This window comes from Treponema primitia ZAS-2, assembly GCF_000214375.1.
GTDB classification, from domain to species: domain Bacteria; phylum Spirochaetota; class Spirochaetia; order Treponematales; family Breznakiellaceae; genus Termitinema; species Termitinema primitia.
Genome location: NC_015578.1, coordinates 2,903,815 through 2,928,838, shown reverse-complemented (window position 1 = coordinate 2,928,838; position 25,024 = coordinate 2,903,815). Strand labels below are relative to the sequence as shown.

22 protein-coding genes are annotated in these 25,024 nt (G+C 51.7%); 7 read left to right on the top strand and 15 right to left on the bottom strand.

Features of this window, described 5'->3' with window-relative positions; translation table 11 throughout:
• Window positions 1-7 precede the first annotated feature (7 nt).
• The 6 genes from TREPR_RS12665 to TREPR_RS12640 form a co-directional block, all read right to left on the bottom strand.
• The gene (locus TREPR_RS12665; RefSeq protein ID WP_015708718.1) at window positions 8-1,072 is read right to left on the bottom strand and encodes a mandelate racemase/muconate lactonizing enzyme family protein; all 1,065 of its coding nucleotides are present in this window, start codon (window positions 1,070-1,072) and stop codon (window positions 8-10) included.
• A 49-nt stretch (window positions 1,073-1,121) separates the two neighbouring features.
• Window positions 1,122-2,129, bottom strand: coding sequence for an ABC transporter ATP-binding protein (locus TREPR_RS12660; protein WP_015708717.1), 1,008 nt, complete (start codon window positions 2,127-2,129; stop codon window positions 1,122-1,124).
• Window positions 2,126-3,121 (bottom strand): ABC transporter ATP-binding protein, encoded by a 996-nt coding sequence (locus TREPR_RS12655; protein WP_015708716.1) that lies wholly within the window; start codon window positions 3,119-3,121, stop codon window positions 2,126-2,128. Before TREPR_RS12655 ends, TREPR_RS12660 begins: the two co-directional genes overlap by 4 nt.
• Before the next feature lie 4 nt (window positions 3,122-3,125).
• Window positions 3,126-4,016: an ABC transporter permease gene (locus TREPR_RS12650; protein ID WP_201765741.1), complete on the bottom strand. Its 891-nt coding sequence runs from the start codon at window positions 4,014-4,016 to the stop codon at window positions 3,126-3,128.
• Window positions 4,017-4,026: 10 nt separating this feature from the next.
• Window positions 4,027-4,959, bottom strand: a complete 933-nt coding sequence (locus tag TREPR_RS12645) for an ABC transporter permease (RefSeq protein WP_015708714.1) — start codon at window positions 4,957-4,959, stop codon at window positions 4,027-4,029.
• A gap of 115 nt (window positions 4,960-5,074) precedes the next feature.
• Window positions 5,075-6,652 (bottom strand): ABC transporter substrate-binding protein, encoded by a 1,578-nt coding sequence (locus TREPR_RS12640; RefSeq protein ID WP_169313428.1) that lies wholly within the window; start codon window positions 6,650-6,652, stop codon window positions 5,075-5,077.
• A 199-nt stretch (window positions 6,653-6,851) separates the two neighbouring features.
• Here TREPR_RS12640 and TREPR_RS12635 point away from each other — a divergent pair, with 199 nt between their 5' ends.
• From TREPR_RS12635 to TREPR_RS12605, 7 genes are all read left to right on the top strand, one after another.
• Entirely contained in the window at window positions 6,852-8,591 is a 1,740-nt protein-coding gene (locus TREPR_RS12635; protein ID WP_015708712.1) for an ABC transporter ATP-binding protein, read from the top strand.
• Entirely contained in the window at window positions 8,588-10,459 is a 1,872-nt protein-coding gene (locus tag TREPR_RS12630; RefSeq protein ID WP_148257308.1) for an ABC transporter ATP-binding protein, read from the top strand. The genes TREPR_RS12635 and TREPR_RS12630 overlap by 4 nt, the downstream gene beginning before the upstream one ends.
• A gap of 860 nt (window positions 10,460-11,319) precedes the next feature.
• A complete protein-coding gene (locus tag TREPR_RS12625) occupies window positions 11,320-12,525 on the top strand; it encodes a TetR/AcrR family transcriptional regulator (RefSeq protein ID WP_015708710.1) in 1,206 nt (401 codons plus the stop codon).
• Window positions 12,526-12,679: 154 nt separating this feature from the next.
• Window positions 12,680-14,140: a TolC family protein gene (locus TREPR_RS12620; RefSeq protein ID WP_015708708.1), complete on the top strand. Its 1,461-nt coding sequence runs from the start codon at window positions 12,680-12,682 to the stop codon at window positions 14,138-14,140.
• Complete coding sequence (locus TREPR_RS12615) at window positions 14,137-15,096, top strand: efflux RND transporter periplasmic adaptor subunit (protein ID WP_015708707.1); 960 nt, start codon at window positions 14,137-14,139, stop codon at window positions 15,094-15,096. The genes TREPR_RS12620 and TREPR_RS12615 overlap by 4 nt, the downstream gene beginning before the upstream one ends.
• Before the next feature lie 11 nt (window positions 15,097-15,107).
• A complete protein-coding gene (locus TREPR_RS12610) occupies window positions 15,108-18,386 on the top strand; it encodes an efflux RND transporter permease subunit (RefSeq protein WP_015708706.1) in 3,279 nt (1,092 codons plus the stop codon).
• Window positions 18,383-18,757 (top strand): PG0541 family transporter-associated protein, encoded by a 375-nt coding sequence (locus TREPR_RS12605; protein WP_015708705.1) that lies wholly within the window; start codon window positions 18,383-18,385, stop codon window positions 18,755-18,757. Before TREPR_RS12610 ends, TREPR_RS12605 begins: the two co-directional genes overlap by 4 nt.
• 178 nt (window positions 18,758-18,935) lie before the next feature.
• Here TREPR_RS12605 and TREPR_RS12600 read toward each other — a convergent pair whose 3' ends face one another.
• From TREPR_RS12600 to gspG, 9 genes are all read right to left on the bottom strand, one after another.
• Window positions 18,936-19,553, bottom strand: a complete 618-nt coding sequence (locus TREPR_RS12600) for a hypothetical protein (protein WP_015708704.1) — start codon at window positions 19,551-19,553, stop codon at window positions 18,936-18,938.
• Window positions 19,554-19,669: 116 nt separating this feature from the next.
• Complete coding sequence (locus tag TREPR_RS12595) at window positions 19,670-19,897, bottom strand: hypothetical protein (protein WP_041611193.1); 228 nt, start codon at window positions 19,895-19,897, stop codon at window positions 19,670-19,672.
• 51 nt (window positions 19,898-19,948) lie between these two features.
• Entirely contained in the window at window positions 19,949-20,614 is a 666-nt protein-coding gene (locus TREPR_RS12590; protein WP_015708703.1) for a tetratricopeptide repeat protein, read from the bottom strand.
• Window positions 20,615-20,616: 2 nt separating this feature from the next.
• Window positions 20,617-21,189 carry a hypothetical protein gene (locus TREPR_RS12585; RefSeq protein WP_015708702.1) on the bottom strand — a complete coding sequence of 191 codons (573 nt, stop codon included), beginning with the start codon at window positions 21,187-21,189 and terminating at the stop codon, window positions 20,617-20,619.
• On the bottom strand, window positions 21,179-21,700 hold the full coding sequence (locus TREPR_RS12580) for a type II secretion system protein M (RefSeq protein ID WP_148257307.1): 522 nt from the start codon (window positions 21,698-21,700) through the stop codon (window positions 21,179-21,181). The genes TREPR_RS12585 and TREPR_RS12580 overlap by 11 nt, the downstream gene beginning before the upstream one ends.
• Entirely contained in the window at window positions 21,687-22,841 is a 1,155-nt protein-coding gene (locus tag TREPR_RS12575) for a PilN domain-containing protein (protein WP_015708700.1), read from the bottom strand. Before TREPR_RS12575 ends, TREPR_RS12580 begins: the two co-directional genes overlap by 14 nt.
• Window positions 22,819-23,838 carry a hypothetical protein gene (locus tag TREPR_RS12570; RefSeq protein WP_041611192.1) on the bottom strand — a complete coding sequence of 340 codons (1,020 nt, stop codon included), beginning with the start codon at window positions 23,836-23,838 and terminating at the stop codon, window positions 22,819-22,821. Before TREPR_RS12570 ends, TREPR_RS12575 begins: the two co-directional genes overlap by 23 nt.
• Window positions 23,835-24,344, bottom strand: coding sequence for a type II secretion system protein (locus TREPR_RS12565; RefSeq protein WP_015708698.1), 510 nt, complete (start codon window positions 24,342-24,344; stop codon window positions 23,835-23,837). The genes TREPR_RS12570 and TREPR_RS12565 overlap by 4 nt, the downstream gene beginning before the upstream one ends.
• Before the next feature lie 188 nt (window positions 24,345-24,532).
• Window positions 24,533-25,012, bottom strand: coding sequence for a type II secretion system major pseudopilin GspG (gene gspG, locus TREPR_RS12555; RefSeq protein WP_015708696.1), 480 nt, complete (start codon window positions 25,010-25,012; stop codon window positions 24,533-24,535).
• Window positions 25,013-25,024: the final 12 nt, after the last annotated feature.

Genomic DNA, 25,024 nt, shown 5'->3' with positions numbered 1-25,024 from the left:
TCCTTCCTCATTTTTTGAAGCCGAAGCCCGGCGCCGCCGACAGGGTCAGTAGTTTGTTTTTGCTTAAATCAACCCCCCCTTCAATGGGCAGTTCCTTCAAACCAAAGGCTGCATCCAGATCAAAGCGGGTAATGTTCCGTACCGCAGCGCCCAGGCTGGCGGCGGCGGTAATGCCGATATTCGATTCTTCAACCATGCAGCCCAGCATACATTCAACCCCTGCGGCTTCACAGATACTGTTTATCTTGAGGGCCTCGTGGATACCGCCGCATTTCATAAGTTTAATATTGACCAGATCTACTGCATGTTCCCTGATTAGCCGGAGGACATCCTTGGAATCAAAAGCGCTTTCGTCGGACATGATGGGGATCGGAGAGTGTTTGGTCACATAGGCCAGGCCGTCGATATTGTAATAGGGCACGGGTTGTTCTACCAGTTCTATGTCATATTCCGCAAGGCGGTTGATCATCCTGATCGCAGTTTTCGGCGACCAGCCCTGATTCGCATCAAGCCGTATTTTAACCGTCGGCCCCACAGCGTTTCTGATAGCCTTAACCCGGGCAATGTCTTCTTCGAAGCCCGTGCCGACCTTTGTTTTTATGGTATCAAAGCCGGCTTCAATATATTTCTTTGCCTTCCCAGCGGATTGTTCAGGATCCCCGATGCCGATGGTAATATCGGTGATGAGATGATCCTCATTTCCCCCCAGGAGCTTGTACACCGGCAGGCCGGCTTTTTTGCCCAGCAGATCGTAACAGGCTATGTCTATGGCGGTCTTTGCGGAAGGGGCGTGGGCGGCGATGCGGTTCATGATGTAGTGCACCTTTTCAATATCCAGGGGGTCCGTACCGATTAGGTCCTTTTCAAAGATCCCTATGGCTTCCACGGCGCCCGCCAGGGTTTCCCCGGTGATGAGTATCCCCGGGGACCCTTCCCCATAACCAGTGAGCCCCTCGTCGGTCTCAATGGAGGTAACAGCGCTGATGGAATGGGTAATGAGCCCCAGGGAAATACGCAGGGGTTCCTGAAGCGCCACCGAAACGGGCTTGACGTTAATTTTCGTAATCTTCATAGTAATTTACTCCTTAATAGAAAATCTGTTTTGTAAGCTATAAAAAATTTCATAGCGTGGCTTCTTTGTTTTTCTCCGCAAAATGACAGGCACAATAATGAGCGGGCATATATTCCTCAAGCTGCGGCGTTTGGATTTTGCATATATCCCGGGCCATAAAACACCGGGTATGAAAACAGCATCCCGGCGGCGGATTCGCCGGACTTGGCAGATCCCCCTGGAGGATGATCTTTTCCCGCTTTACCCGTCTTCCCGGTATGGGGATGGCCGAAAGCAGGGCCTGGGTATAGGGATGCAGCTTACGGGCGTAGAGCGCTTCCTTCGGGGCCAGTTCAACCACATTGCCCAAATACATAACCAGCACCCGATCCGAAATATGCCGTATTACACTCAGGTCATGGGAGATAAAGATATAGGCCATGCCGAGTTCTTTTTGCAGATCCTTAAGCAGATTTATTACCTGCCCCTGAATGGATACGTCCAGGGCTGAAACCGGTTCGTCGCATACCACGAGTTTTGGTTTTAGTATCATTGCCCGGGCGATGCCGATACGCTGGCGCTGACCTCCGGAAAATTCATGGGGATACCGGCCGATGTGCCGGGGGTTTAAACCGACCCGTTCCATCATATCCGCCACCATCCGCAGTTTTGTTTTCATATCCAGATGGCGTTGAATGTTCAGGGGTTCGGCTATGGCATCCCCGACAGTAAACCGGGGGTCTAGGGATGCGTAGGGGTCCTGGAAAATAATCTGCATATCAGCCCGGAGCTTCCGGAATTTGCTGCCCGAAAGGGTCCCCAGGTCTTTTCCTTCAAATAATACCTTTCCGCCTGAGGGCGCCAGGAGCCGGAGTATTACCCGCCCCATGGTGGACTTCCCGCAGCCCGATTCCCCGACTACCCCCAGGGTTTCATATTTATTGAGGGTAAAGGATACATCATTCACCGCTTTGATATAGGAAGTTCGGAAAAGGGATCCGGCGCCTTTGGCTAAAAACCATTTCCGGAGATGTTCAACCTGCAGTAGAGTTTCTGCTGCGGTATTTTCACCGCTCATGGCTCAGCTCCTTCCCATTGATCGCCGTATTTAAAACAGCGGACCTGGTATCCATCCTTGTGTATCAAGTCCGGCATCTGCTGCCGGCAGATATCCCTGGCATGTCCGCAGCGGGGAGAAAAAGCGCAGCCCCGGGGCATATCCTCGTGACTGGGCACCATGCCGGGAATAACCCTGAGAGCTTCCTGGTCCCGATCTACCCGGGGGATACATTCCAGAAGCCCTATGGTATAGGGATGCCGGGGATTTTCAAAAAGCGTATCCGCATCGGAATATTCAACAATTTTTCCCGCATACATTACCATTACATCGTCGGCGATCTCGGCGATCACCCCCAAGTCGTGGGTTATCATCATTACTGCGGTTTCGGTTTCTTTCTGTAATTCCCGGATCAGTTCGAGTATCTGGGCCTGGATAGTAACATCCAGGGCCGTGGTAGGCTCGTCGCAGATAAGGAGATCCGGTTTGCAGCACAGGGCCATGGCAATCATCACCCGCTGGCGCATTCCCCCGGAAAGTTCATGGGGATATTCGTCAATCCTCTTTTCCGGCAGGGGAATCTTTACCAGCTCCAGCATCTCCAGGGCCTGTTTCCGGGCCTTTTGGCGGGATACCCTGTTGTGCAGCCGTATAGCCTCAATGAGTTGGTTGCCGATGGTATAAACCGGATTGAGGGAAGTCATGGGTTCCTGAAAAACCATGGCGATTTTGCCTCCCCGGATATTTTCCATTTCCTTTTCGGTTTTTTCCAGCAGATCCGTACCGTGAAAACAGACAGTCCCGCCAACAATCCTGCCTGCGGGGCCTTCAACCAAACGGAGTATAGACAGGGATGTTACGCTTTTTCCACAGCCCGATTCGCCGACTATCCCTAAGGTTTTTCCCTTTTGTAAGGAAAAGGAGACATCATCCACGGATTTAATTACCGAATCGCCTATGTAAAAATAGGTTTTTAATCCTGTAACGTCCAATAAATTTTGCGGCTCTGACATATCCTTAGTTCCTTAATTTTGGATCCAGGGCGTCCCGAAGGCCGTCGCCGAAAATATTAAAGGCAATCACCGTCAGGATAATTGCGATCCCGGGGAAAATACTGTACCAGGGACGGTATCCGATATAGGGTTGGGCGGCGCTTATCATGGCCCCCCAGCTTGCGATGGGGGGTTGAATTCCCAGTCCCAGAAAGCTTAGGGACGCTTCTGACATAATGGCATTGGGAATGCCCAGGGTGACCATCACAATAATAGTAGAAACACAGTTGGGCAGCATATGTTTCAGGATGATCCAAAAACCGCTGGCCCCGCATACCCTGGCCGCTTCGATGTACTCGGTTTCTTTAAGCTGCAGCACCTGTCCCCGGATGAGCCGGGCGATGCTTACCCAGGAGAGCAGGGCCAGGGCGATAAACACATTGGCTACCCCGGGACCGATTACAAACATGATACCCATGGCCAGGAGCAGATCCGGAAAGGCGGAAAATATTTCCATGATTCGGGAAATGACCGCGTCGATCCAGCCGCCGTTGTACCCCGCAATCGCGCCCAGGGTGATCCCGATAAGGCTTGCGAATAATTGGGTCAGTAGGCCCACGGAAAAGGATACCCGCCCGCCGTAAATAATCCGGGAAAGAATATCCCTGCCAAATTCATCGGCGCCCAGGAGGTACCTTGGGGAAGCCTTTTGTAGAACCGCTTCGTAATTCTGTTCATCCGGATCATGGGGGGCAATTACCGGCGCCAGCAGGGCGGACAGAACAAGCAAGCCAATGAAGATGAGGCAGGCCATTACTATTTTGTTTTTCTTCAGCCTCATAAAGGCATCTTTATAATAACCGGTATGCTGAATATCCCCGGCCAGGATCTGCTCTTCCAATTTTTTTCGTTTCATAAAAAACATCCTATTTTGCCCCCTGCCCGATTCTGATACGGGGATCAATAAAGGCATAGGAAACATCGACTATCAGGTTGATAAATACAAAAACTGCGGCAATGTAGACAACGGTTCCCTGGATAAGGGGTATGTCCCGGGACCCCATGCTGTCTACCATGAGCTTGCCGATTCCGGGGATGGAAAAAATAGTTTCCACCAGCATGGAGCCGGCCAGCATATTGCCCAACTGGGTTCCCATCATGGTGATGATAGGGATCAGGGCGTTTTTTAAGGCGTGCTTGAAAAGAACCAGGGCCTTGCTGGCCCCCTTGGCCCGGGCGGTTCTGATATAATCCTGTTTCACCACATCAAGCATACTGGTTCTGGTTATCCGGGCAATGCTCGCCGCATACCGGGTTCCCAGGGCTATTCCGGGCAACACAAAAGAAATCGGCGTCCCGTAACCGGAAATGGGAAACCAGTCCAGTTTAAGCCCAAACACAATCTGTAGAATAATCGCTACCCAGAATACGGGCGCTGAAATTCCCGCCATGGAAAGCATCATGATTATGGAGTCCCGCTTTTTCCCCCGGTTTATAGCGGCGGTGATCCCCCCGGATATTCCAAGCAGTACCGCAAAGAAAAAAGAAGTCCCCGCCAAACGAAGGGTAATGCCGAAGGATTTGAGCAGTACTTCGGTGACATTTTTATGGGTAAAGTAGGATTTTCCAAAATCCATGCGGATGGCGTTCTTTATAAAGTTAAAATACTGTAGGTGCAGGGGCACATCAAGCCCCAGTTCATGGCGCACCTTGGCCATGGATTCGGCATCTGCTCGTTTTTCCAGCATCAATGCTACGGGGTCCCCAGGGACTACGTTCAGTAAAATGAACGTAATCAGGGTAATGCCGATAAGCACCAAAAATGTTTGCGCAATACGGCGTAGTATATACTGGGCCAAAGCCGCCTCCCGAAAAATATAAACAAAAACCGGGTGGTTTCAAAACGAAAGTTTTGAAACCACCCCGGATTACGGCATTACCAGCGGTCCATGACGTATCCGTTCCGGAAAGCCGCTATTTGTTTATTACGGTATCCGCGAAGGAGAAACGACCGTCCGCGCCCATGGAATACCCTGAAACGTAGGGCTTCTGCAGGTAGAAGGACATTTCATTGTAAACCATGGCCACCGGATATTCCTCCCGGGAAAGAATTTCATTCGCCCGCTCGTATATCTTCTGCCTGGCTGCGGTATCCGAGGTTTTTACCCCCTGTTCCATAAGGCTTTTAAATTCCGCATTATGCCAGAAGGTGGAAGACAGATCCGTACGGGAATCCTTGACGGGGTAGAGCATACTGTCGGGATCGTTGTAGTCCACATACCAGTTGCCGAAACCGGTAACCAGGGCACCGCTTGACCGCATATCCGTCCAGCCGGCGCTGTCCATGGAATTGATGGTCACGTTTATACCGCTGGCCTTTGCCTGGGCCTGGAATGCAGTGGCCAGGGCAACCCCGGCGGTATAACGGGTATTAATTGCCACGGTTAAATCGTAGCCGTTGGGATACCCGGCGTCCGCCAGAAGCTGTTTTGCCTTGGTGGGATTGTATTCCAGCACCGGCAATTTGTCGTTATAACCGATTAGCCCGGCGGGGATAAAGCCCGTGGCGGGCTTTGCAGTGCCGTACATGATGCCCTTACAGATCGCTTCCCGGTCAATGGACAGGGAAATCGCCTGGCGGATCCGGACATCCGCAATTTTTTTGACATTCATGGACATGAACCAGCCGCCCACCCGGGGGTAGTCCTGGATTTCGCCCTTTAAGGGGCCGTTGGCATAGGTGGGATAGAGGGTGGTATCCAGATATACGATATCGACGTTGCCCTTTTCATATTCCAAAACCTGGGTATTTGCGGAAGGGATAAATTTGTAGACGATTTCGTCTATCTTGGCGGGGGAACCGTGGTAGGCGGGATATTTTTCGATAACCGCCTCTTCACCCATGACGTAGCGCACAAATTTGAAAGGGCCGGTTCCGTACAGTACCGACAGCCCCCATTCATCCCCAGCGGCTTCACAGGCTTCGGCGGGGTATATGGCGCAGTAAGCGGTGGAAAGTACCGATACAAAGGGGGTATAGGTTTCCGACAGGGTGATGGAAAAATGCAGATCGTCGATGATTTTGAACCCCGAAAGATCCGCGGCTTTCCCGTCCGCAAAAGCCTGGTAACCTGCCACCTGTTCCAGGAGGCTGGCCATTTTTATTTTTTTGATTAAGCGCTCGTAGGAGTATTTGACATCCTTGCTGGTCAGGGGCGCCCCGTTATGAAAGGTGACACCCTTTTTCAGTTCAAAGCTAAAGGTCAGGCCATCCGCGGAGGCCGTGGGCATACCGGTAAGGAGCAGGGGCTTAATGCCGCCGTCTGCAGTACCGTATAAAAGGGTTTCACTGGTACTGTCGGTGATCCTGGAAATCAGTGAATAGGTATTAAGCTGCATATCCAGGGGCACCTGGGGGTCCTGGGACGCAATGGTTAACACCTTTTTCCCCGAGCTTTGCCCACTGTTTTGCTGGCTCCCGCCGGCAAAAAGGGACCCTGTGAAAAGGGTCAGGCCCATAATCAGGGCCACGATCTTCTTTGTTTGTTTCATTTTTTCCTCCATTTTAAAAAACAAAATAAGCCTTAAGAGGATCCCTCAACACTTCAGTTTTTAAGGATTTCCTCATTAAGACAGCGAACTTTACCATTATTTTAGCTCCCTGTCAAAGGGGCATGGGTGGCGGTGAGACTTTTTGCTAATCCTGCATTATCCGCTTGCCCTGCCGGGGGTTCCGTAATACTATACACGAATGGTCAAGCTGGCAAAATATCTAAAGCCCTTTCTTTTGACCTTGGTCATAGCCTTGGTAGCCCTTTTTATCCAGGCTATGTGCAATCTCAACCTTCCTTACCTCATGTCCCAGATCGTTAACCGGGGCTTGATCCACCGGGATCCGGACTCAATGGCTTTTATTATCAGAACCGGAATTTTTATGCTGGGGATAACCCTGCTAAGCGGCTCTGCATCGGTTGCGGTGGGGTTTCTTTCAACCCGGATTGCCGCCGGGGTGGCCCGGAACCTGCGGCACGATGTGTTCACCAAGGTCGAGAGCTTCTCAAGCAAAGAATTTGACGCCTTTTCTACCGCATCCCTCATCACCCGGTGTACCAACGATATCACCCAGGTCCAGATACTTCTGGGCATGGGCATACGGCTGATCTGTTTTGCCCCAATAATGGGCATCGGGGGGGTGATCATGGCCCTGCGGACCTCGGTCAGCATGAGCTGGATGATAGCCCTGGCGGTGATTGTCCTGCTCAGTCTGGTGATGGTAATCATGTCCATCGCTACCCCCAAATTCAAGATCATCCAGGCCCTGGTGGACAAACTGAACCGCACGGTCCGGGAAACCCTGAATGGTCTCATGGTCATCCGGGCCTTCGGGACCCAGAAGTATGAAAAAGCCCGGTTTGATGGGGTCAATACGGAGCTCGCTAGGGTAAACCTCTTTGTGAACCGGGTTATGATTTTCATGGGCCCGGTGATGACCATGATCATGAACGGGGTTACCCTGCTCATACTCTGGGTGGGGACCCATCAGGTGGCGGCCATGTCCATGGAGATCGGGGATATGATGGCCTTTATGCAATATACCACCCATATAATCATGTCCTTCCTCATGCTTTCCATGATGTTTATGATCATCCCCCGGACGGCGGTTTCGGCGGATCGTATCGCAGAAGTACTGGACTCTGAGCTGTCCATCCGTGATCCCGAAGATCCCCGGAGTTTTCCCGGGAATGCCAGGGGGCAGGTGGTGTTTGATCATGTTTCCTTCCGCTACCCCGGTGCGGATACGGATGCCCTGAGGGATATCAGTTTTACTGCGGAAAGCGGCCTCACCACGGCTATCATCGGTTCCACAGGTTCCGGGAAGTCCACCGTCGCCAGCCTCATCCTGCGCTTCTACGATGTGACAGAGGGGGCCATTACCGTGGGCGGGGTGGATATCCGGAAGCTTGCCCAGCAAAATTTACGAAGTAAAATCGGCTATGTGCCCCAGCGAAGCGTGCTCCTTTCGGGGACTATTGGCTTCAATATGAAATACGGAAAAAAGGAAGCCGCCGAGGCGGAGATACGGGAGGCTGCGGAAATCGCCCAGGCCTGGGAATTTATCGGCGAAAAACCGGAACAGTTCGAGGCGGCCCTGGCTCAGGGGGGAGCCAATGTTTCCGGCGGCCAAAAGCAGCGGCTGTCCATTGCCCGGGCCCTGGTTAAAGAACCGGAGATACTCATCTTTGACGACAGTTTTTCTGCGCTGGACTTTAAGACCGATGCTCAGCTCCGCAGGGCCCTCCGGGAAAAACGGCAGGGCGTCACCCGGATTGTGATCGCCCAGCGGGTGGGGACCATCATGCAGGCCGAGCAGATCCTGGTGATGGATAAGGGGCAGATTATTGGCAGGGGTACCCACCGGGAGCTCCTTAAAAGCTGCCCGGCGTATTATGAAATTGCCTCATCCCAGCTTGCCATGGAGGAATTAGCATGAGCGACCGCGGATTGCCACGCAGGGGTCCGGGCCTTATGGGACCCGGGCGGGGGCCCATGGGCAGGGGAGGGCCCAGGGCCATGATGCGGGGAGAGAAGGCGAAAAATTTCAAGGCCACCATGAAGCAGCTCATGGGCTACCTCAAGGATCATCTGCCCACCTTCATTGCTGTATGGATCATTGCCTTAATTTCCACCGCCTTCATGATCCTGGGTCCCCGGATCATGGGGATGATCACCGACGAGCTGGCCGCAGGATTTCTGCGCCAGGCTGCGGGGACTGGTGGCATAGATTTTGTGCGTATAGGCCGGATTATCCTGATCTGCGCAGGCCTATATGCTTTCAGCGCCTTCTGCCAGTACATCCAGGGCTATGTCATGTCCGGGGTGAGCAACAAAATAAGCTATAAACTGCGGGATGACATTAACCTGAAAATTCACCGCTTGCCTTTTCGGTTTTTTGACGGTACCACCCACGGGGAGGTACTCTCCCGGATCACCAATGATGTGGATACGGTGAACCAGACCCTGAATCAGGGGCTCACCCAGATTATCAGCTCTATAGCTTCGGTAATCGGAATAGTAATAATGATGTTCACCATCAGCTGGCAGCTCACCCTGGTGGCGCTTTGCGTCATCCCCCTGTTTTTCCTCTCTATTGCCTGGATTATCCGTTCTTCCCAGGGTTATTTTAAGGATCAGCAGCGTTACCTGGGGAATGTAAACGGCCATATCGAAGAGATGTTTAGCAGCCATACGGTGGTCAAGGCCTTTTCCGGGGAAGCCGATTCAATCCGCACCTTTGATGAATACAACAATGCCCTGTACCATTCCGCCTGGCGGGCAAATTTTCTGTCAGGGCTTTTGATGCCCATAAACATGCTTATCAGTAATATTGCCTATGTGATCATTGTTATCCTGGGGAGCCTTCTGGCGGTCCGGGGCGGAATAAGCATCGGGGGTATTCAGGCATTTATCCAGTATGTCCATTCCTTCAACCAGCCCATCACCCAGATTGCTAACATTTCCAACATACTCCAGCAGACCGCCGCTGCGGCAGAGCGGGTGTTTGAATTCCTCGCCGAAGAAGAGGAGATACCCGACTCTATCCAACCGGTGTCCGTGGAAGGGAGCCGGGGGCAGGTATGGTTTGATCATGTGGCCTTTGGGTATAATCCTGAAACATTAGTCATCCGGGACCTTGACGCGCTCATCGAGCCGGGGCAAAAAATCGCCATTGTAGGCCCCACCGGGGCAGGCAAGACGACGATAGTAAAACTGCTGATGCGGTTTTACGATGTGAGCAGCGGGGCCATACGCATTGACGGCAAGGATATCAGGTCCTTTAAACGGGATGAGCTCCGCTCCCTCTTTGGTATGGTTCTCCAGGACACCTGGCTGTTCAGCGGGACCATTGCCGATAATATCCGCTACGGAAAACCCGGCGCCTCGGATGAGGATGTGGAAGAGGCCGCCCGGGCAGCCCAGGTGGATCATTTTGTCCACACCTGGCCCGACGGCTATAAAATGGTTTTGAATGAGGAAACCGCGAATATTTCCCAGGGTCAGAAACAGCTTCTCACCATTGCCCGGGCCGTACTGGCGAACCCCAAGATACTGATCCTGGATGAAGCCACCAGCAGCGTTGATACTCGCACAGAACTACTGATCCAGAAAGCCATGGACAACCTGATGACCGGGCGAACCAGTTTTGTCATAGCCCACCGTCTTTCCACCATCCGCAACGCAGACCTCATCCTGGTTATCCGTGACGGTGACATTGTAGAACAGGGCACCCACAGTGACCTTATCAACCGCAGCGGCTTCTACGCAGAGCTCTACAACAGCCAGTTCGAAGCCGGGGAATAGGGTAGGCCGGCCCAAGGCCCAAACCGAGCAGTAGAGAGAATTTCACCACGAAGGGACACAAAGGTGAATCAGGAAAAGGAGCCCCCTCCTTTTCCTAACAGCTTCATTCGTAATCACCCTTTTTTAGGGCCGCAAATATGAGTAAAATTTCCCAACCCGTCCCGTTATGTATAACCCTAGTTTAAGGTACCCCATACCAGAGTAAAAACCGCAATTTTTGGTAAATATACAGGGACAGAGGCCGGGGAGGGAGGAGAATTCTACAGGGCAGGGGGGAAATTCTCTGCCACCCTAACCCGTTATGTATAGCAAAGTTCCAAGGTACCCATACCAGAGTAAAAACCGCAATTTTAGGTAAATATATTGGGATAAAGGCAGGGAGGGGAATTCTACAGAGCGGGGGTAAATTCTCTGCCACCCTAACCCCTTATTATAGCAAAGTTCCAAGGTACCCCATACCAGAGTAAAAACCGCGATTTTAAGGTAAATATACAGGGACAGAGGCCAGGGCGGGCGGGAAATACCCTTGCCCCCCGTCTCTGGACGCCTGAAAATGCAACCGCTAGGTTGTTAAATAATAAAGGCCGCCTGGCGTGGGGCTCAATAATGGCCGCTATTTGGAATAAGGCATCAAGCCCCCTTCCTCCCCGTAGCAGACCGCGCAGCGGGCTGACGGAGGGGAATTCTACAGGTTAGGGGGGCGAGGGTATTTCCCGCCCGCCCCGATCACTACCACAGAACATCTATAATAAGCTAAGAATAGCGATTTTTCCTCCCCACCCTGTTGCCTTTTCATTTGTAACTTGTTATTGTATATGTTAACGACCGTTCGGTAACATACCGGAGGGCCATAAAAAGATATGACAAAGCAGGATATTATAGAAGCGGCGTTTCTGGCCTGGGGCCGGACGTTGTATAAAACTACCAGCCTTTCTCAAATTGCGCAAGCCCTGGGGGTTACCAAGCCGGCTTTGTACCGCCATTTTAGAAACAAGGACGCCATACTGGACGCTATGTACGGGTATTATTGCGATCATTATGTGAATTATATGAAGGCAAGCTATGAAAAGGCGGGAGAAAGCCGGGATAACAACCAGAGGATACTCCTCATGGCCCGGACTATCGCCGAATATACTGCCCGGTATAAGTATATCTTCATTTTTTCCCTGATCGAGGTCTATGGCGACAATATCCGGGCCATGGATATTCTGAAACAGTTTGCGATCCGGGGAATAGATGTAAAGAAGTATTGGTCTTTCCTTGAGGCTGGGGATGGGTATCCCAGCCGTGCCCAGTTGATCGTGAGCACCATAACCTTTTTGGTTGCTTGGTTCCATAAAAGCAGGTTTGAAAAGCATGAGGATCTTACGGAGGAGGAGGTTCAGCAGTTTGTCTCCTTTGCCGAGGGGATCATTTCCCATGGGCTGGGGTTCAATAAAAAGCTGGTGGAAGCAATGGACTTTGAGGAATTAGAAAAGTCAGGCAGCCATCAGATTCCCCCGGAGGGGGAAAATGAGAGTTTGCTCAAGTCAGTGGCCGGGGCAGTAGCCCAGGCCGGGCCATGGAACGCCACTATGGACATGGTTGCCCGGAGATCGGGAATTTCTAAGAGCGGCCTCTATGCCCACTTTAAGAGTAAGGCGGATATGCTTGGCCAGATGTTTCTCACCGAATTTGACCGGATCATGAATTACGCTGAGTTGGGAAAAAGCCAGTCCGCGGTGACGGAGGAACAGCTTTACCTGGCCATTGTGGGCATTGCCAATTACCTGCGATCCCGGCCGGAGATTCTCATCACCCTGGATTGGATCAGGACCCGGCGGCTGGACCTGGAAATTTCCATGCCCCCCCGGATTTTTCGGATCTTTGCGGATATCCAATTAGACCCTACCCGGGAGCATGAGGAGGGGGGGCTGGAACTGACCGGGGAACCCTTTGCCCAATGGGTGCTCTTTCTTATCGTCAATACCCTGATGAGGCGGCCAGAGGGAAGCTCTTTTTCGGATGTTAGTAATATAAGCTTTCGAATTTTATATAAATTTATTGTTTTAGGAATAGAAGGGTAGCGTTGTATGGAAAAAATTCAGTATATTCAAGTATATGTTAATAAACGGCAAGAAGCCGTAAAGGGCCGCGCTGATTGCGGGCCTATTATAATGGTTGACCCTGCGGATTCGGTGGTAAAACACGTTCCCGGGGCCGATGGAGAAGGAGTCTAACATGAAACATTCTCTGCGTGGACCATGGGGCCGGAAGTCCCATGATTCCCCTCCCGGAACCGGGCAATGCACAGGCATTGCCGTGCGGGATTTGTATCCTCCCGGTTTGGTCTTGGCCTTTTTCCTCTGCGCTGCGGCGGCTTTCGGGCAGACTGAAGCCCAAGCCGAAACTCAGACGGCCCGGCGCATTACCCCGGATGAGGCGGTGGAACTGGCCATACGGAACAACCTCAGCCTAGAATCTTCCCGCATCGCCCTGGATACTAAAAAGCGGAAATATGATCTGGTGTGGAATCAGTTCCTTCCGGAGTTTGATGTGAGGGGGACCCTGGCGCGGACCAACGAGGTTTCTCCTTCCGCGTCCCAGTGGAATGTCTCGGGTAATTTTTCCGCATCCCTTATGTTCAGCTTTGCACTGTTAGAAGGGATAAAGACCTTCAAGCTGGAATACCAGACCGGGTTGCTGACCTATGCCAAGGCTAAGGCCCAGATGGAACGGGATATACGGAAATCCTACTACCAGATGCTCTTGCTCCAGGAAAATGTCGGCCTCCTTAGGGAAAGCTATGCCGCTGCGGAACGGCAGGTTACCATGGCCCGGGCAAATTACAATGCAGGGCTTGCCCCCCAGCTCACCCTGCTCCAGGCACAGGTCGCCAGGGATAACATGAAGCCCAATATCGATCAGGCGGAAAACGGCTTGAAGATGTTAATGGCAAATTTTGCCATGACCCTGGGGTTGGATTACGACACCCAGTTTGAACTGGTCCCGGTGGAGGGTGAGCTTAATTATATTTCCTTGGAGCTAAAGGACTTAATTTCCAAAGCCTCCCGGGGAAAACCGGATATTATAGAATTGCGGCAAAGTATTCTTTATACCACCAGCGCCCGGAAATCCCAGGCTTTACAGATGCATACTCCATATCTTAATTTTGCATGGGCTTATACTCCTACTTTTACCCGAGACCCCTGGAAGGATAGCTGGGGCGATGGGGACAACTGGATGGACCGGGGGAATTTCTCCATAACTCTGGGGATGAGCCTGAACAGTCTTTTCCCCTTTACCAAGCAGGGCCAGGGGCTTAAGGATGTGGACAATGGCCTGCGCACCCTGAACAATGGCCTTGCCCAGGCTATTCGGGGAACGGAGCTGGAAATCTACAATACTGTGTTCACCCTGGAAAAAGCCCAGGTTACCGCAGAGGCCCAGTCCCAGACCGTGGAATTGGCGGAGCGTACTTATCGGCTTACCCTAGAGGCATTCCAGGCGGGGCTCCAGGACCTGTTGCAGGTGCAGAACGCGGATCTTTCCCGGCGTCAGGCCAGGGTGCAGATGCTGGAACAGCAGTTTAACTATCGTACAGGTCTTATTGACCTGGAATATTCTATAGGGGTTCCCTTCGGAACCCTGAGTTCCCAGGGAAGCTCGGATTCCCAGGGTGATGCAGGGAGCGTCAAATGAAAAGGATACATCATAGGGCCGCCGGAGTTTTTGCGGCAGTACTTATAGGGGCGGTTCTTTCGGGCTGCAATCAAGCCAAGGCCTCTCCGGGCCAGAATAAAGGGGCCGCCGAAGCGCCGGCTGTGCCGGTATTTGCGGTGAACACCACCCTTGCGGTTCAGGGGCAAATCCTGGACTACCTCGCCCTTTCGGGGGACATTGTTTCCGGTACCTCGGTGGATACCTTTTCGGACGCCGCGGGGAAGATAACCCGGGTCTATGTGTCCGTCGGCGACCGGGTTGCCCGGAATGATCCTGTGGCAGCGGTTGACCCTTCCCGGCCCGGGATGACCTACCAGGCTAATATAGTCCGGGCGCCTATTGCCGGGACCATCACCGCCCTGCCCGCCCAGGTGGGGATGACCATAAGCCAGGCGGTGCCATTGGCCCGGATCGCCGGGGGGAATGCCCTGGAGATCAAGTTGTATGTGGCGGAACGGTTTATTTCCAAGATAGCCCTGCGGCAGCCCTGCCAGATTAGCCTGGACGCCTGGCCCGGAGATGTTTTCCGGGGCAGTGTTACCGAAATATCCCCGGTAGTGGACGCCGCTTCCCGAACCATGGAGGTACGGGTCAATGTGGAGAACCCCGGTGCCAAGCTCAAGGCGGGGATGTTCGCCAAGGTTCGGATCATCACGGAAGAAAAAAGTAATATTGTAAAGATTCCCAACGGCGCCATGCTGCAGCGTTCCGGTGAAGATTATGTGTTTACTGTGGCCACGGATCCCCGGGACCCGGCGTTCCGTATTGCCCGACGGCAGGTCATAACACCGGGGATTCTGGTGGACGGCGTTTTGGAAGTACAGCAGGGGCTTACCCCTAATCAGGAAATCATCATCCGGGGGCAAACCCTTTTGGAAGATGGCTCACGGATCAACGTGATAGAACAGGTCGCGCCTTTGGGCGCTGCTAATTAAGGAGGTAGTTCATGAGTATGGCTAAAATGGCGGTCGGAAGGCCGACAACGATATTTATTATTTTTGCGCTTCTCATCGGGTTGGGTGTCTTTGCCATGGTAAATATGCCCATCGACTTGCTTCCGGAAATTAACCCTCCCTATCTGGTGGTATACACATCCTATCCCGGGGCCGGCCCCGAAGAGGTTGAACGCAGCGTAACCCGGACCCTGGAGGCGGCGCTATCCAGTGTGTCCGCCCTTAAAGAGCTGACATCCACTTCATCCAAGGGCACCAGTATGGTGATCATGGAGTTTACCTACGGAACCGATTTGGCGGATGCAGCCAACTCCGTCCGGGATGCCCTGGAACGGATCAGGAACTATATGCCCAGCGGGGCGGATACTCCCATGATGTTCAAAATGGATCCCTCCATGCTGCCCATCATGGGGCTCCAGGTTACGGGGAACCGTTCTCCGGAGGAACTGCGGGAGATTGCCGAGGACACCATTATTCCCCGGATAGAGCAGACCCCCGGTGTGGCCACCGCGTCGATAAACGGCGGGCGGGAAAAGATCATCCGGGTGGAGGTATCCCAAAACAGGCTTGAAGCCTACGGCCTTACGGTAACCCAGATCCAGCAGATGCTGGCGGGGAACAATGCCCAGGTATCCGCAGGGTCCATCACCGAAGGGGGGATGAACTATATCCTCACCACCATGGGTGAATACACCTCCTTGGAACAGATTCGTAATACGGTTATCTCCTACAAGGGCGGCGGCCTGGTAAACGGCCAGGTGGAGATGCCCCATACGGTGTACCTCCGGGATATTGCCGATGTCTTCGAGGGCTACAAGAGCCAGGAATCGGTAGTATTAGTGAACGGTCAGCCTTCGGTGATGCTCATGGTCCAGAAACAGAGCGGAAAAAATTCAGTGCAGACCGCCAAGGAACTGCGGGCCCGGCTGGTCAAGATCGCCGGTGAGATTCCCCAGGACATCAAGATAACAGAGAACTTTAACACCACGGATCAGATAGAAGATTCCCTTAATGAAGTAACAAACAGCGCCCTGTCCGGGGCGGCCCTGGCAATTATTGTGCTATTCATATTCCTCCGGTCCATAAAGCCGACCCTGATCATCGGCATCAGTATTCCTGTTTCCATTGTTGTTACTATCATGTTGATGTACTTCTTAGGCCTTACCCTGAACTTAATGACCATGGCGGGGCTGGTCCTGGGTATAGGTATGCTGGTGGATAACTCCGTTGTTATCCTGGAGAATATCTACCATTACCGGGAAAAGGGAGCCAAACTTCAGCCCGCGGCTATTTTGGGCACATCGGAAATGGTCGTTGCCATTGCCGCTTCCACCCTGACCACCATTTGTGTGTTTGCCCCTCTGGTCATGTTTCAGGGCCTGCTGGAAATGGCCGGCGAAATGTTTGCGGGCCTGGCCTTTACGGTGGTAATATCCCTGACCATCTCCCTCTTGGTGGCAATCTTCCTGGTGCCCGTGTTGGGTAGCCATTACTTCCCCCTGGTAACCCGGAAGCAGAAACCTCTGAATAATCGTTTCCTCGCTTCCATTGACAAGGGCTTCGAGAATTTCTTCACCGGCCTTGATAATGCATACCGCAAGGCGGTAGACCGGGTGCTGCGGCACAAGGCCGTTGTGATAGGGTTCCTGGTCCTGCTTTTTGCCGGAAGCATTATGCTTATCCCCAAAATAGGCTGGGTTTTTATGCCCGAACAAGACGCTGACTCGGTGAGCATTACCGCTACCCTTCCCATGGGAACCCCCCTGGTGGAAACCGAGGCAACCCTGCAGAAAATGCAGCTCATTGTGCAGCGGGAAGTACAGGGTTATGATCAGATCGTTCTGAACGCCGGGGGCGGCGGTATGTTCGGCGGTGGTTCCTCGACCAACTCGGGTTCCCTGCGTATCAACCTCCCGGATTTTGCGCAGCGGATCGACAGCGCCGAGGACATTAAAACCAAGATGCGCGCCCACTTTAACGAATTTCCCGGGGTTTCCTTTAGTTTCTCCGGCGGCGGCATGGGCGGCATGGGCGGCATGAGCAGCCCCGCAGTTGATATCACCCTCCGCACCGATGACCTGGTGAAGGGCAAGGTCCTGGCTGAACAAATTGCCCAACTCCTCCGGGATAGCGTTCCCGAGGTAAAGGAGCCTCAGGTAAGCCTAAAAGACGGACTGCCCCAGATTGAGATTGAGCTTGACCGGGACCGGATATACTCCATGGGCCTTAACGCGTACACCATTGGTAATGAGATAAAAGCTGCGGTGGACGGCATCACTGCCACCCGGTACAAAGACAATGGCATCAATTACGATGTGGTGCTGGTTCTGGCGGAAGCGGACCGGAGTACCCGGCCGGCGCTGGATCATATTTTTGTGAACAGCCAGATGAGCGGCGGGCGGATTCCGCTTTCCAACTTTGCTACTTATAAAGAAGGCACCGGGCCCATGTCGATCAACCGTGAAAACCAAAGCCGGGTCATCCATATTACCGCCAGCGGCGCTCCCGGGGCCAAGCTTAATACCCTGGATGAGAAAGTCCGCCTCCTGGTTCAGTCGTCAATACCCGCCGATGAGGATGTGGTCATTGAATACGGCGGGGGCAACTCGGAAATGATGAAGATGATGGGCAATTTCTTGCTGATCGTCGTGGTAGCCATATTCCTGGTCTTTGGAGTCATGGCAAGTTTGTTTGAATCCTTCAAGGATCCCTTCATCGTTATTCTTACTATTCCTCTTTCCCTCATCGGCGTGGTGGCGATTTACTTCATCTCCGGCGATGTCTTTAATATCCTTACCGCAGTAGGACTGTTAGTACTGGTAGGGGTTATTGTTAATAACGGTATCGTCCTGGTAGACTACACCAACCTACTGCGCAAGCGGGGGTACTCGTTGCACGATGCCTGCGTGGAAGCCGCAGGGAACCGGCTCAGGCCCATCCTGATGACCACCCTCACCACCATCCTGGGACTGGCCCCCATGGCATTCGTCCCCGGCGAAGGTTCAGTAATGACCGCGCCCATTGGTAAAACTGTGTTGGGAGGCCTTGCCTTCGGTACCCTCATGACACTATTCCTGATGCCCACGGTGTACTACATCATGAACAGGCATTCGGATGAACAGGCAGCCCGTGCGGAAGCGCGCCGGGAACGGATAGCCAAGGGTTTGACCCGGAAACAGGCCAAGGCCCAGAACGTCGCGAGAACCGCTGAGACCGGCAGGTCCCGTGGAGGACTCTTGCCTGATTCCAAGATCCAGGAGGCCGGGGTATGATCCGGATAGAATTAATCGCCAACCACTCGGTGGAGGAGAATCTCTTTGAAGCCTTCGCCGCAGAAAATGTAGGTAAGTTCTACACCAAAATCCCCGCTGTCAACGGAGTCGGCAAGTCCGGCCCAAAGATGGGGGATGCCATCTGGCCTGAAGAAAATTTTGTTCTGGTGATCTGGTGTGAAGAAGAGGAAGCCCGGACCATTGAACGGGCGGTTGCCAAAGTTAAGGAACAGTTCCCCGGGGAAGGGGTAAAGCTCTTTGGCCTCCGTTCCGGGGAGCCCCTCCGGGAAGCCCTGCCTGCCCCGGCCCCGGAAGCCGTTCCCGAACCGGATGGCCTTGAAGGGCTTGCCGGCCTGGTGGGGATGGAGTAGGCCGGGCAGCAGTTTTTGTAATGTAGGTTAAAGCAAGGAGCTTTGCGCGGTTGCGTGGGAAACTACGTAGCAAGTAGTGCAAAGCTTCTTGTTTTTATGGATTGTTTACTTCCAATATAAACGCAAGCTTTTTATTTTCCGACTATGAGCGCCTAGCCAGGGTCATTATGGCTAGACACTAATTACTGGTTTTTTCCGAGGTCTTTAAGGAACGGATCTTTTCGATAGGCAACTCCGCCGTCTCCGCCGTTTCTTCCACGGACATCCCTTTATTCAAGAGATTTTGGGCTACTTTTAGGGCCCCCTGTTCCCTCCATTCAGGGATAAGGCCGACCCTGGTAAAGAATTCCTCGAATGTCTCTTTTTTTGGCATTTCACTTGCCTCCCAAAAAGATTTGTAATTAGCCTGGAGCAGCGTATGCAGGTATGCATCCAGGCCTATATCCCATTTTACGTCTTCCCTCAGTATAGCATGGGCTTCCTCGGTTTCCAAGTCATCGGTCAGGGATTTTAGCCAGAGATTGTCCTGGATGGAAAGCTTTCTGGATTCGATGATCTGAATGGGAAGGTAATCCCCATGTACAATGTATATCCCCGGCGAGGCTTCCTCAATGGTGTAATGCCGTTCCCGGGTAAGATATCTGATAAGCTCCCGGGGATGCCGTTTCTGCACAAAGGTGATTGTCAAGTCGGAAAAGCTAATTCCTCCGGTGATGGCGGCATAGAGGCTGGCATAGGCATACACTTTATGGAAATCCCTGACAGAAAGGTAGCCCCCGGGGCTTTTATACTCCACCAGGTTTTCTGCACGGAATATCCGGCCAATGTTTTTGCGTATAGCGAGGTCCCGGGGTTTCTTAATTCGTGTTGAGGGGTTTAATACCCCGCCCTTTAGGGCGCTTAAAAAGGGTATTAAACCCCGAATACAAATACCTTATGAGAACAACAACCTCGTCCCTTTAGGGCGAGGTTGTTGATTAGGAGCACATCGATCCTCAGCGGTTCGGTGGTGAGTTGATGTTCATATTTGAACTCCAGCGCATCTTTATAGTCCGCCAATTCGCGCTGTATGGCCTGGAAAAAAGCAGGGTGCCAATGGATTTTTCGGGCAGACTTGTTCTTTTTACTGCTTCCGGGCATAGCTGCAAACTCCTGTCATTCACAATTTCTGTAGCTCTGTTCGTGCAAATCTCACGATCCTTCCAGCTCCCGGACCCGTTTCTGTACCTCCGGGTTTTCCCGGGCTTCAAGGAATTTTTTCAGATACTTCAGTGCCTGTTCACTATCCCCAGAGTAGTATTGGTGCAAATCGGCAATGAAGAGGTCAAGGTAGGGCAGGCTCTTTTCCTGTTCCGCAAGGGAGCCCAGGATTTCCAGGGCTCGGGAATAATCGTTTTTGTAAAACGCCAAAATCCCCCGCAGATACGTTAGCGCCGCATACTCACAGTGGGCTTCCTCTGCCCGGGTCAGAAAGAATTCTGTCTTCAGCCAGTCACGGTCTTTCAGGGCCTGTTCAGCCCCGCTTAAAAGCTGCTCTGCGCTGTACATGTTGATATACAGCACATCCTGGGGGTCCAGGTAATTCACATCCAGCCATACTTCTTCGTGGTTTGCCTTAGCAGCCCGGATCTGATATTCCCTGCCGGTCTTCAGTTTCGGGATACTGAAACGGCCGTGTATATCGCTGATGGCACGGTAGGTATCGTCAATATAGATCCTGGCATCGTTAACCGGCCTGTTGTCCCGGTCATAGATCATCCCGTAGAGGCTCAGATCGGTTTTTTTGGGTGTAGGCTCTGATGTGCAGGAAACAAAAATAGCGATGACAAGATACACGCAGATTAAGTGTTTACTCATACTTAATTCCTCCTTATAAGGTATTCAATATTGTCTTTAGTAATCACATAGGATTCTGTATCCGCAGATACTAACTCTATGCCATTCCGGGAAGCGCCATCCGGGCTGACCGCAATGATTCTGCCTGATTCATTGTCTTTAAAGTACAGCCATTCCCGGTCGCCCCCATCCCTGATGGAACCCAGGTGTTTGAATTTATCGTCTCTCCGGTATTTTTCAGGGGACGCTGCAGGGGACGCCGCGTTTCCTTCTCCAGCCCGTTTCCCAGTTGCCGGGACCGCAACGACAGTATTCGGCGCCGGGGGCCGGAAGGCGAGGGCCAGCTGCTCCGGGGAGGCCTTTCCCGTAGGAAGCTCTTTGATTGAAACCGGTGCTGGAAATACAGGTGGGACAGTTTGCTCCTCAGTGCCGGAACCCGCAGCCCCGACACTCAGCATCGGGTTTTCCCCGGGCGGCACATTCGGAGGCTGGATTTTGTTCCTGGTCCCGGTGGTTAAGCTTAGTATTGCACCCAGGGGTAAAGCCGGAATGCCCAATGCAAGGACAATTTCAATAAAAAGTAATTTACGGTACATGGTTAAACCTCACAGTAACATTGATTGTTGAAAAACCGGAAGCCGGTTTGATGCTGATGTAATCCGGTTCAAGGGCTGTTTTTTCCTCCAGCTCGGCGAGAAAACCAAAGAAGGGAATTGGCGGGCAATGGAGGGTAAATTCCGATCCCCCATCCCTGTTGTTAATCCTAAACCGTTCTATTCCGACAGATCTGGTACGGAGCATGTCACGGATAAGGTTTGTTTTTTCCTCCATAGATAGTTTTACTGATGAAAATATGTTCTTTTTCCCTGATCCTCCCTTATCCATCCGGATAATTTCCAGTTTTCGTAGGTTTTCGGCTTGGTTTTCCAGTACCGTAAGTGAGTCCCGGGATACCGGTTTTACCCCATAAGCCCTGTCCCGGTATTGTTCCAGGGTATTCCGGGCGGAACGGAGTTCCCAAATGCTGTAGGCGAATGCTGTTATAAGTATGCTTGTGAAGAGAATTGCTAACAAAGATGTCCCACGAAATCGTTTAGTTTTTTCCATTGTTTATGCCTCCCAAGTTTCCTGAGATACTGAAAACTTCCCCGGCTATTCCGGAGGGGGAAGCCTGGTGCAGGGTTAGGTTGGAGAAAAGGCCGGAGGATTGCAGCCGCCCCAGAACATTCAGGGAATCATCCCCCTCAGCTTCAAGGCTGATCTTTCCTTCCTGAATAACCAGGGATTTTACCCAACCTTTTGGAAGGCAGGACTGTAATCCCCCGATAGCCTCATATATGGTTATCTTTCCTCCGGACTGCCGGGAGTTCAGTTCCCCTATTTCTCTTTCCAGGGACGCTGCTTTTTTTGAAAGTAGTTCCTGTTCACGGCAGTATTCCTGTAAGAGCGACATTTCTTGGTTTGTTCCGGCAATGATAATCCGAAAAGATCCGATAAGGGACAGGAGGTTCAATAGAACAAGGATATAGATGATATTTTTCTTACGCACCGGGGAAGGCGTGTAGGCTTCATGAAATATTCCATGAAGCCTACACGCCCGGCGGGGATTAATAGTGCCGATATCCATGGGGATTACGCTTTTGCATAAAGTTTCCAGAACCTTTACTGTTTTTTTATATTCACTGTCTTCCACTCCGGCGTTTATGAGAAATATCGGTATTTCCTTGTCATCGGTTTCGGTAAAGAAGGGGCTTATTGGTGATGTGGGCATATTTTCAATACTTTTAATACAGTCCTCTCTGGTGCTTTCAGGGCTGTTCCCTGCCTCAGCCTTGGGATAGGAGGCGTAGCGGAACAGTTTCCCTTGTTCAAACTGCCCTGCTTCTATCCACCTGGGGGTGATGAGGATTACAATTTTTTTATAACTCCTGATATCTTCTGTTCCTGTGGACATAAGGATTATCCCCGGGATAAGGGGCCGGTTGATTTTTTTGTAGGACTCATAAAGGGTACGGGTACTTACAAAGACCGCTGCTGTGCAGTATTTCTGTTTATGACGTTTTGGGCCATAAATACGATAATCAAAAACCATTTCTTCAGGGTTGCCGGGGTAGAGGGTTTTTAGTTGAGTACGTATTTCTATCTCCGCAATGTCTTTGTTGCGAGACTTGAGCTTTAGCAGAAACACCATGATATCCAAGGGGGATACCAGGAAGGCAGTTTCATTAAAAATTGGCAATGGGGGCATATTCTAACCTCTCTTCAATAATTTTATAGTCAACCTTGTCATCGGTTGATGGTGGAATCCTGCATAGTATCACTGTTCTGGAATGGTTGTTTCCCGCAGAAGGGTTACCGTATATACGGAATTCCCAGAACCAGCTTATGCAGCCAAGGTAGTAAAACAATGCATGGGTTTTCCCTATTCCAAGGATTACAGAAACATCCTCCTGGCCCAGAGTTTCCCGGGAACGACGGTACAGTATTTCTTCACAGCGTGTTTCATAATGGGCTATACGGTAATCCGGGTAAGACAGGATTTCCCTGAGCAGCAGGGGTTCAATAAAATTGATGTTCATCAAAGGTTCGGCATTAACAAAGGGATAAAGTTCTTCCCAGGAGGAACCCAAAAAGGTCCTGAGCCCCTCCCTGCTCATGATGCTTTGGCTGATAAGAAGGGTCTCTATCTTCCCCCTCAGAGCTTCGCCTTTTATGGCTGAACCTGTTAGTAAAGTTCCCAACTGCCGGGCGGCGAATTCATCGGTAAGGTTGATGTTTGCCCATCCATAGGGGGAAAAATACTGTTCATAGAAATTATCTTCAAAAAAATCCTTATATCCTCCTTTTTTAAGGCTAAATCCGTGATCTTCCCTGTACTGCTGTAGTTCATCTGGGGTCTTCCCGGGTCTAAATAGTACGGAAAGCCGTGTTTTGTCAAAAATATTTTTCCTTACAAAATTGGGGTTTAACCTATCCGAAAGTGTGCGGATAGAAACTGTATAGTTTCCTATGGTTTTCCCATCCCATGACCATATCGGATCATCCGGGCCGTTTTCCTCAGGGCTCGTATCCGATTGAAGGGCATCCATCAGGGAGTCAAGGATTGCCATAGTTTCCGTTGCCTGTTTGTTCTCCTGCCTTGCCTGCCCTTCAATTTTTATAAGCGAAGCAATAAAGCCGCAAGCCCCAAGGGTAATGGCTGAAATGAGGAACAGGGTACAGAAAAACATAGTACATGCTTTCATGGGGCGTCCCTCCCCAGGGGAATTGATGAAAAAGCGGCCCAGGTGTGGTAGTTCTGCTGTTTATAGATATAGGTCACAGCGATGCCCCAGGGCATATCATAATCGTTCCTGAGTAGAGAAAGTTCCACACTTTCAATGTCATTGAGCAGGGTTAAGGTTTCAGTTTTTTTGCCATCATCGGTTTCCAAGATGAGCCGCCCCTCCTCGGCTTTTATCCTCAAAAAACTTTCTTTTTCCCCCTTGTACCAGGGTATGGCCAGGGAGGAACCACCATCTTCCAGGGAAGGTGTTTCCCAGTAGGGGATGGCTATCCCATTAACCCTGCTGCGTATTAAGGCATCGGCCTTCAGAAGTTTGACGGCGAAGATGAGCCGGTTCCTTGATCTTCCCAGTGTGGCAAGGGAAGATGAAAGGGAAAGGGCGATAAGGCACACCAGTATGCTGAGTATCCCCATGGCAGCCAAAGTTTCCAGGAGGGTAAATCCCCCTTCATCCCTAGTCCCCATGGCGCATCATCCTTTCTGGGTTCCGGCTTGCTTGGGTACTGATATTCCTATCCTTAATAATATTAACCCCATCAGTAAAAGTCTTTGATGAGTTTCTAAAAATTAGGGATACGCTCCCTGAAATAAACACAATCAATAAGGCCGTTATGTACAGGCAGAAAAGGGCTTCCAAAAGGGCAAAACCCCTCTCATTCCCAGGAGCATAAGTCTGCTTCATTACCGGTTCCTCCTTCGCAGCCGTCTCCGCCCAGAGAACGAATGCCGTAGGGCATACCCTTGTATCCCGGGATGAGGTACTCATAGTCGTTACCCCAGGGATCCTTTGGCAGGGGTTTGTTAATGTAGGGGCCATTCCAGAAAACGGGGACGGTTCCTGTTTTGGGCTTTTCCCAGAGTGCGGAAAGCCCCTGTGTGTCCTGGGGGTACTGGCCGCAGTCGAAAAAGTAGGCGTCCACCGATAGTGCCAGAGTTTCTATCTGGCTGCGGGCGGTAACAACCTTGGCCCGGTCCAGGTACTTTACCGCCATGAAGCCTACAGAGGATGTCAAAACCAGGATGATACCTATGACAATCAAGGTTTCTATGAAAGTCCATCCACCCTGTTTGTCTTCCCTGATTTTCCTGTTCTTGCGGTTTTTTATTATGTGCAGTAATATTATTACTAACATACATAAACTCCT

Bases quoted from the DNA above. Each gene is read 5' to 3' on its own strand.
- TREPR_RS12595 (WP_041611193.1), bottom strand. From the start codon at position 19,897: ATGCCCGGAAGCAGTAAAAAGAACAAGTCTGCCCGAAAAATCCATTGG.
- TREPR_RS12660 (WP_015708717.1), bottom strand. From the start codon at position 2,129: ATGAGCGGTGAAAATACCGCAGCAGAAACTCTACTGCAGGTTGAACAT.
- TREPR_RS12635 (WP_015708712.1), top strand. From the start codon at position 6,852: ATGGTCAAGCTGGCAAAATATCTAAAGCCCTTTCTTTTGACCTTGGTC.
- TREPR_RS12615 (WP_015708707.1), top strand. From the start codon at position 14,137: ATGAAAAGGATACATCATAGGGCCGCCGGAGTTTTTGCGGCAGTACTT.
- TREPR_RS12610 (WP_015708706.1), top strand. From the start codon at position 15,108: ATGAGTATGGCTAAAATGGCGGTCGGAAGGCCGACAACGATATTTATT.
- TREPR_RS12575 (WP_015708700.1), bottom strand. From the start codon at position 22,841: ATGCCCCCATTGCCAATTTTTAATGAAACTGCCTTCCTGGTATCCCCC.
- TREPR_RS12570 (WP_041611192.1), bottom strand. From the start codon at position 23,838: ATGAAAGCATGTACTATGTTTTTCTGTACCCTGTTCCTCATTTCAGCC.
- TREPR_RS12590 (WP_015708703.1), bottom strand. From the start codon at position 20,614: ATGAGTAAACACTTAATCTGCGTGTATCTTGTCATCGCTATTTTTGTT.
- TREPR_RS12625 (WP_015708710.1), top strand. From the start codon at position 11,320: ATGACAAAGCAGGATATTATAGAAGCGGCGTTTCTGGCCTGGGGCCGG.
- TREPR_RS12580 (WP_148257307.1), bottom strand. From the start codon at position 21,700: ATGGAAAAAACTAAACGATTTCGTGGGACATCTTTGTTAGCAATTCTC.
- TREPR_RS12655 (WP_015708716.1), bottom strand. From the start codon at position 3,121: ATGTCAGAGCCGCAAAATTTATTGGACGTTACAGGATTAAAAACCTAT.
- TREPR_RS12650 (WP_201765741.1), bottom strand. From the start codon at position 4,016: ATGAAACGAAAAAAATTGGAAGAGCAGATCCTGGCCGGGGATATTCAG.
- TREPR_RS12605 (WP_015708705.1), top strand. From the start codon at position 18,383: ATGATCCGGATAGAATTAATCGCCAACCACTCGGTGGAGGAGAATCTC.
- TREPR_RS12620 (WP_015708708.1), top strand. From the start codon at position 12,680: ATGAAACATTCTCTGCGTGGACCATGGGGCCGGAAGTCCCATGATTCC.
- TREPR_RS12585 (WP_015708702.1), bottom strand. From the start codon at position 21,189: ATGTACCGTAAATTACTTTTTATTGAAATTGTCCTTGCATTGGGCATT.
- TREPR_RS12630 (WP_148257308.1), top strand. From the start codon at position 8,588: ATGAGCGACCGCGGATTGCCACGCAGGGGTCCGGGCCTTATGGGACCC.
- TREPR_RS12665 (WP_015708718.1), bottom strand. From the start codon at position 1,072: ATGAAGATTACGAAAATTAACGTCAAGCCCGTTTCGGTGGCGCTTCAG.
- TREPR_RS12640 (WP_169313428.1), bottom strand. From the start codon at position 6,652: ATGAAACAAACAAAGAAGATCGTGGCCCTGATTATGGGCCTGACCCTT.
- gspG (WP_015708696.1), bottom strand. From the start codon at position 25,012: ATGTTAGTAATAATATTACTGCACATAATAAAAAACCGCAAGAACAGG.
- TREPR_RS12565 (WP_015708698.1), bottom strand. From the start codon at position 24,344: ATGGGGACTAGGGATGAAGGGGGATTTACCCTCCTGGAAACTTTGGCT.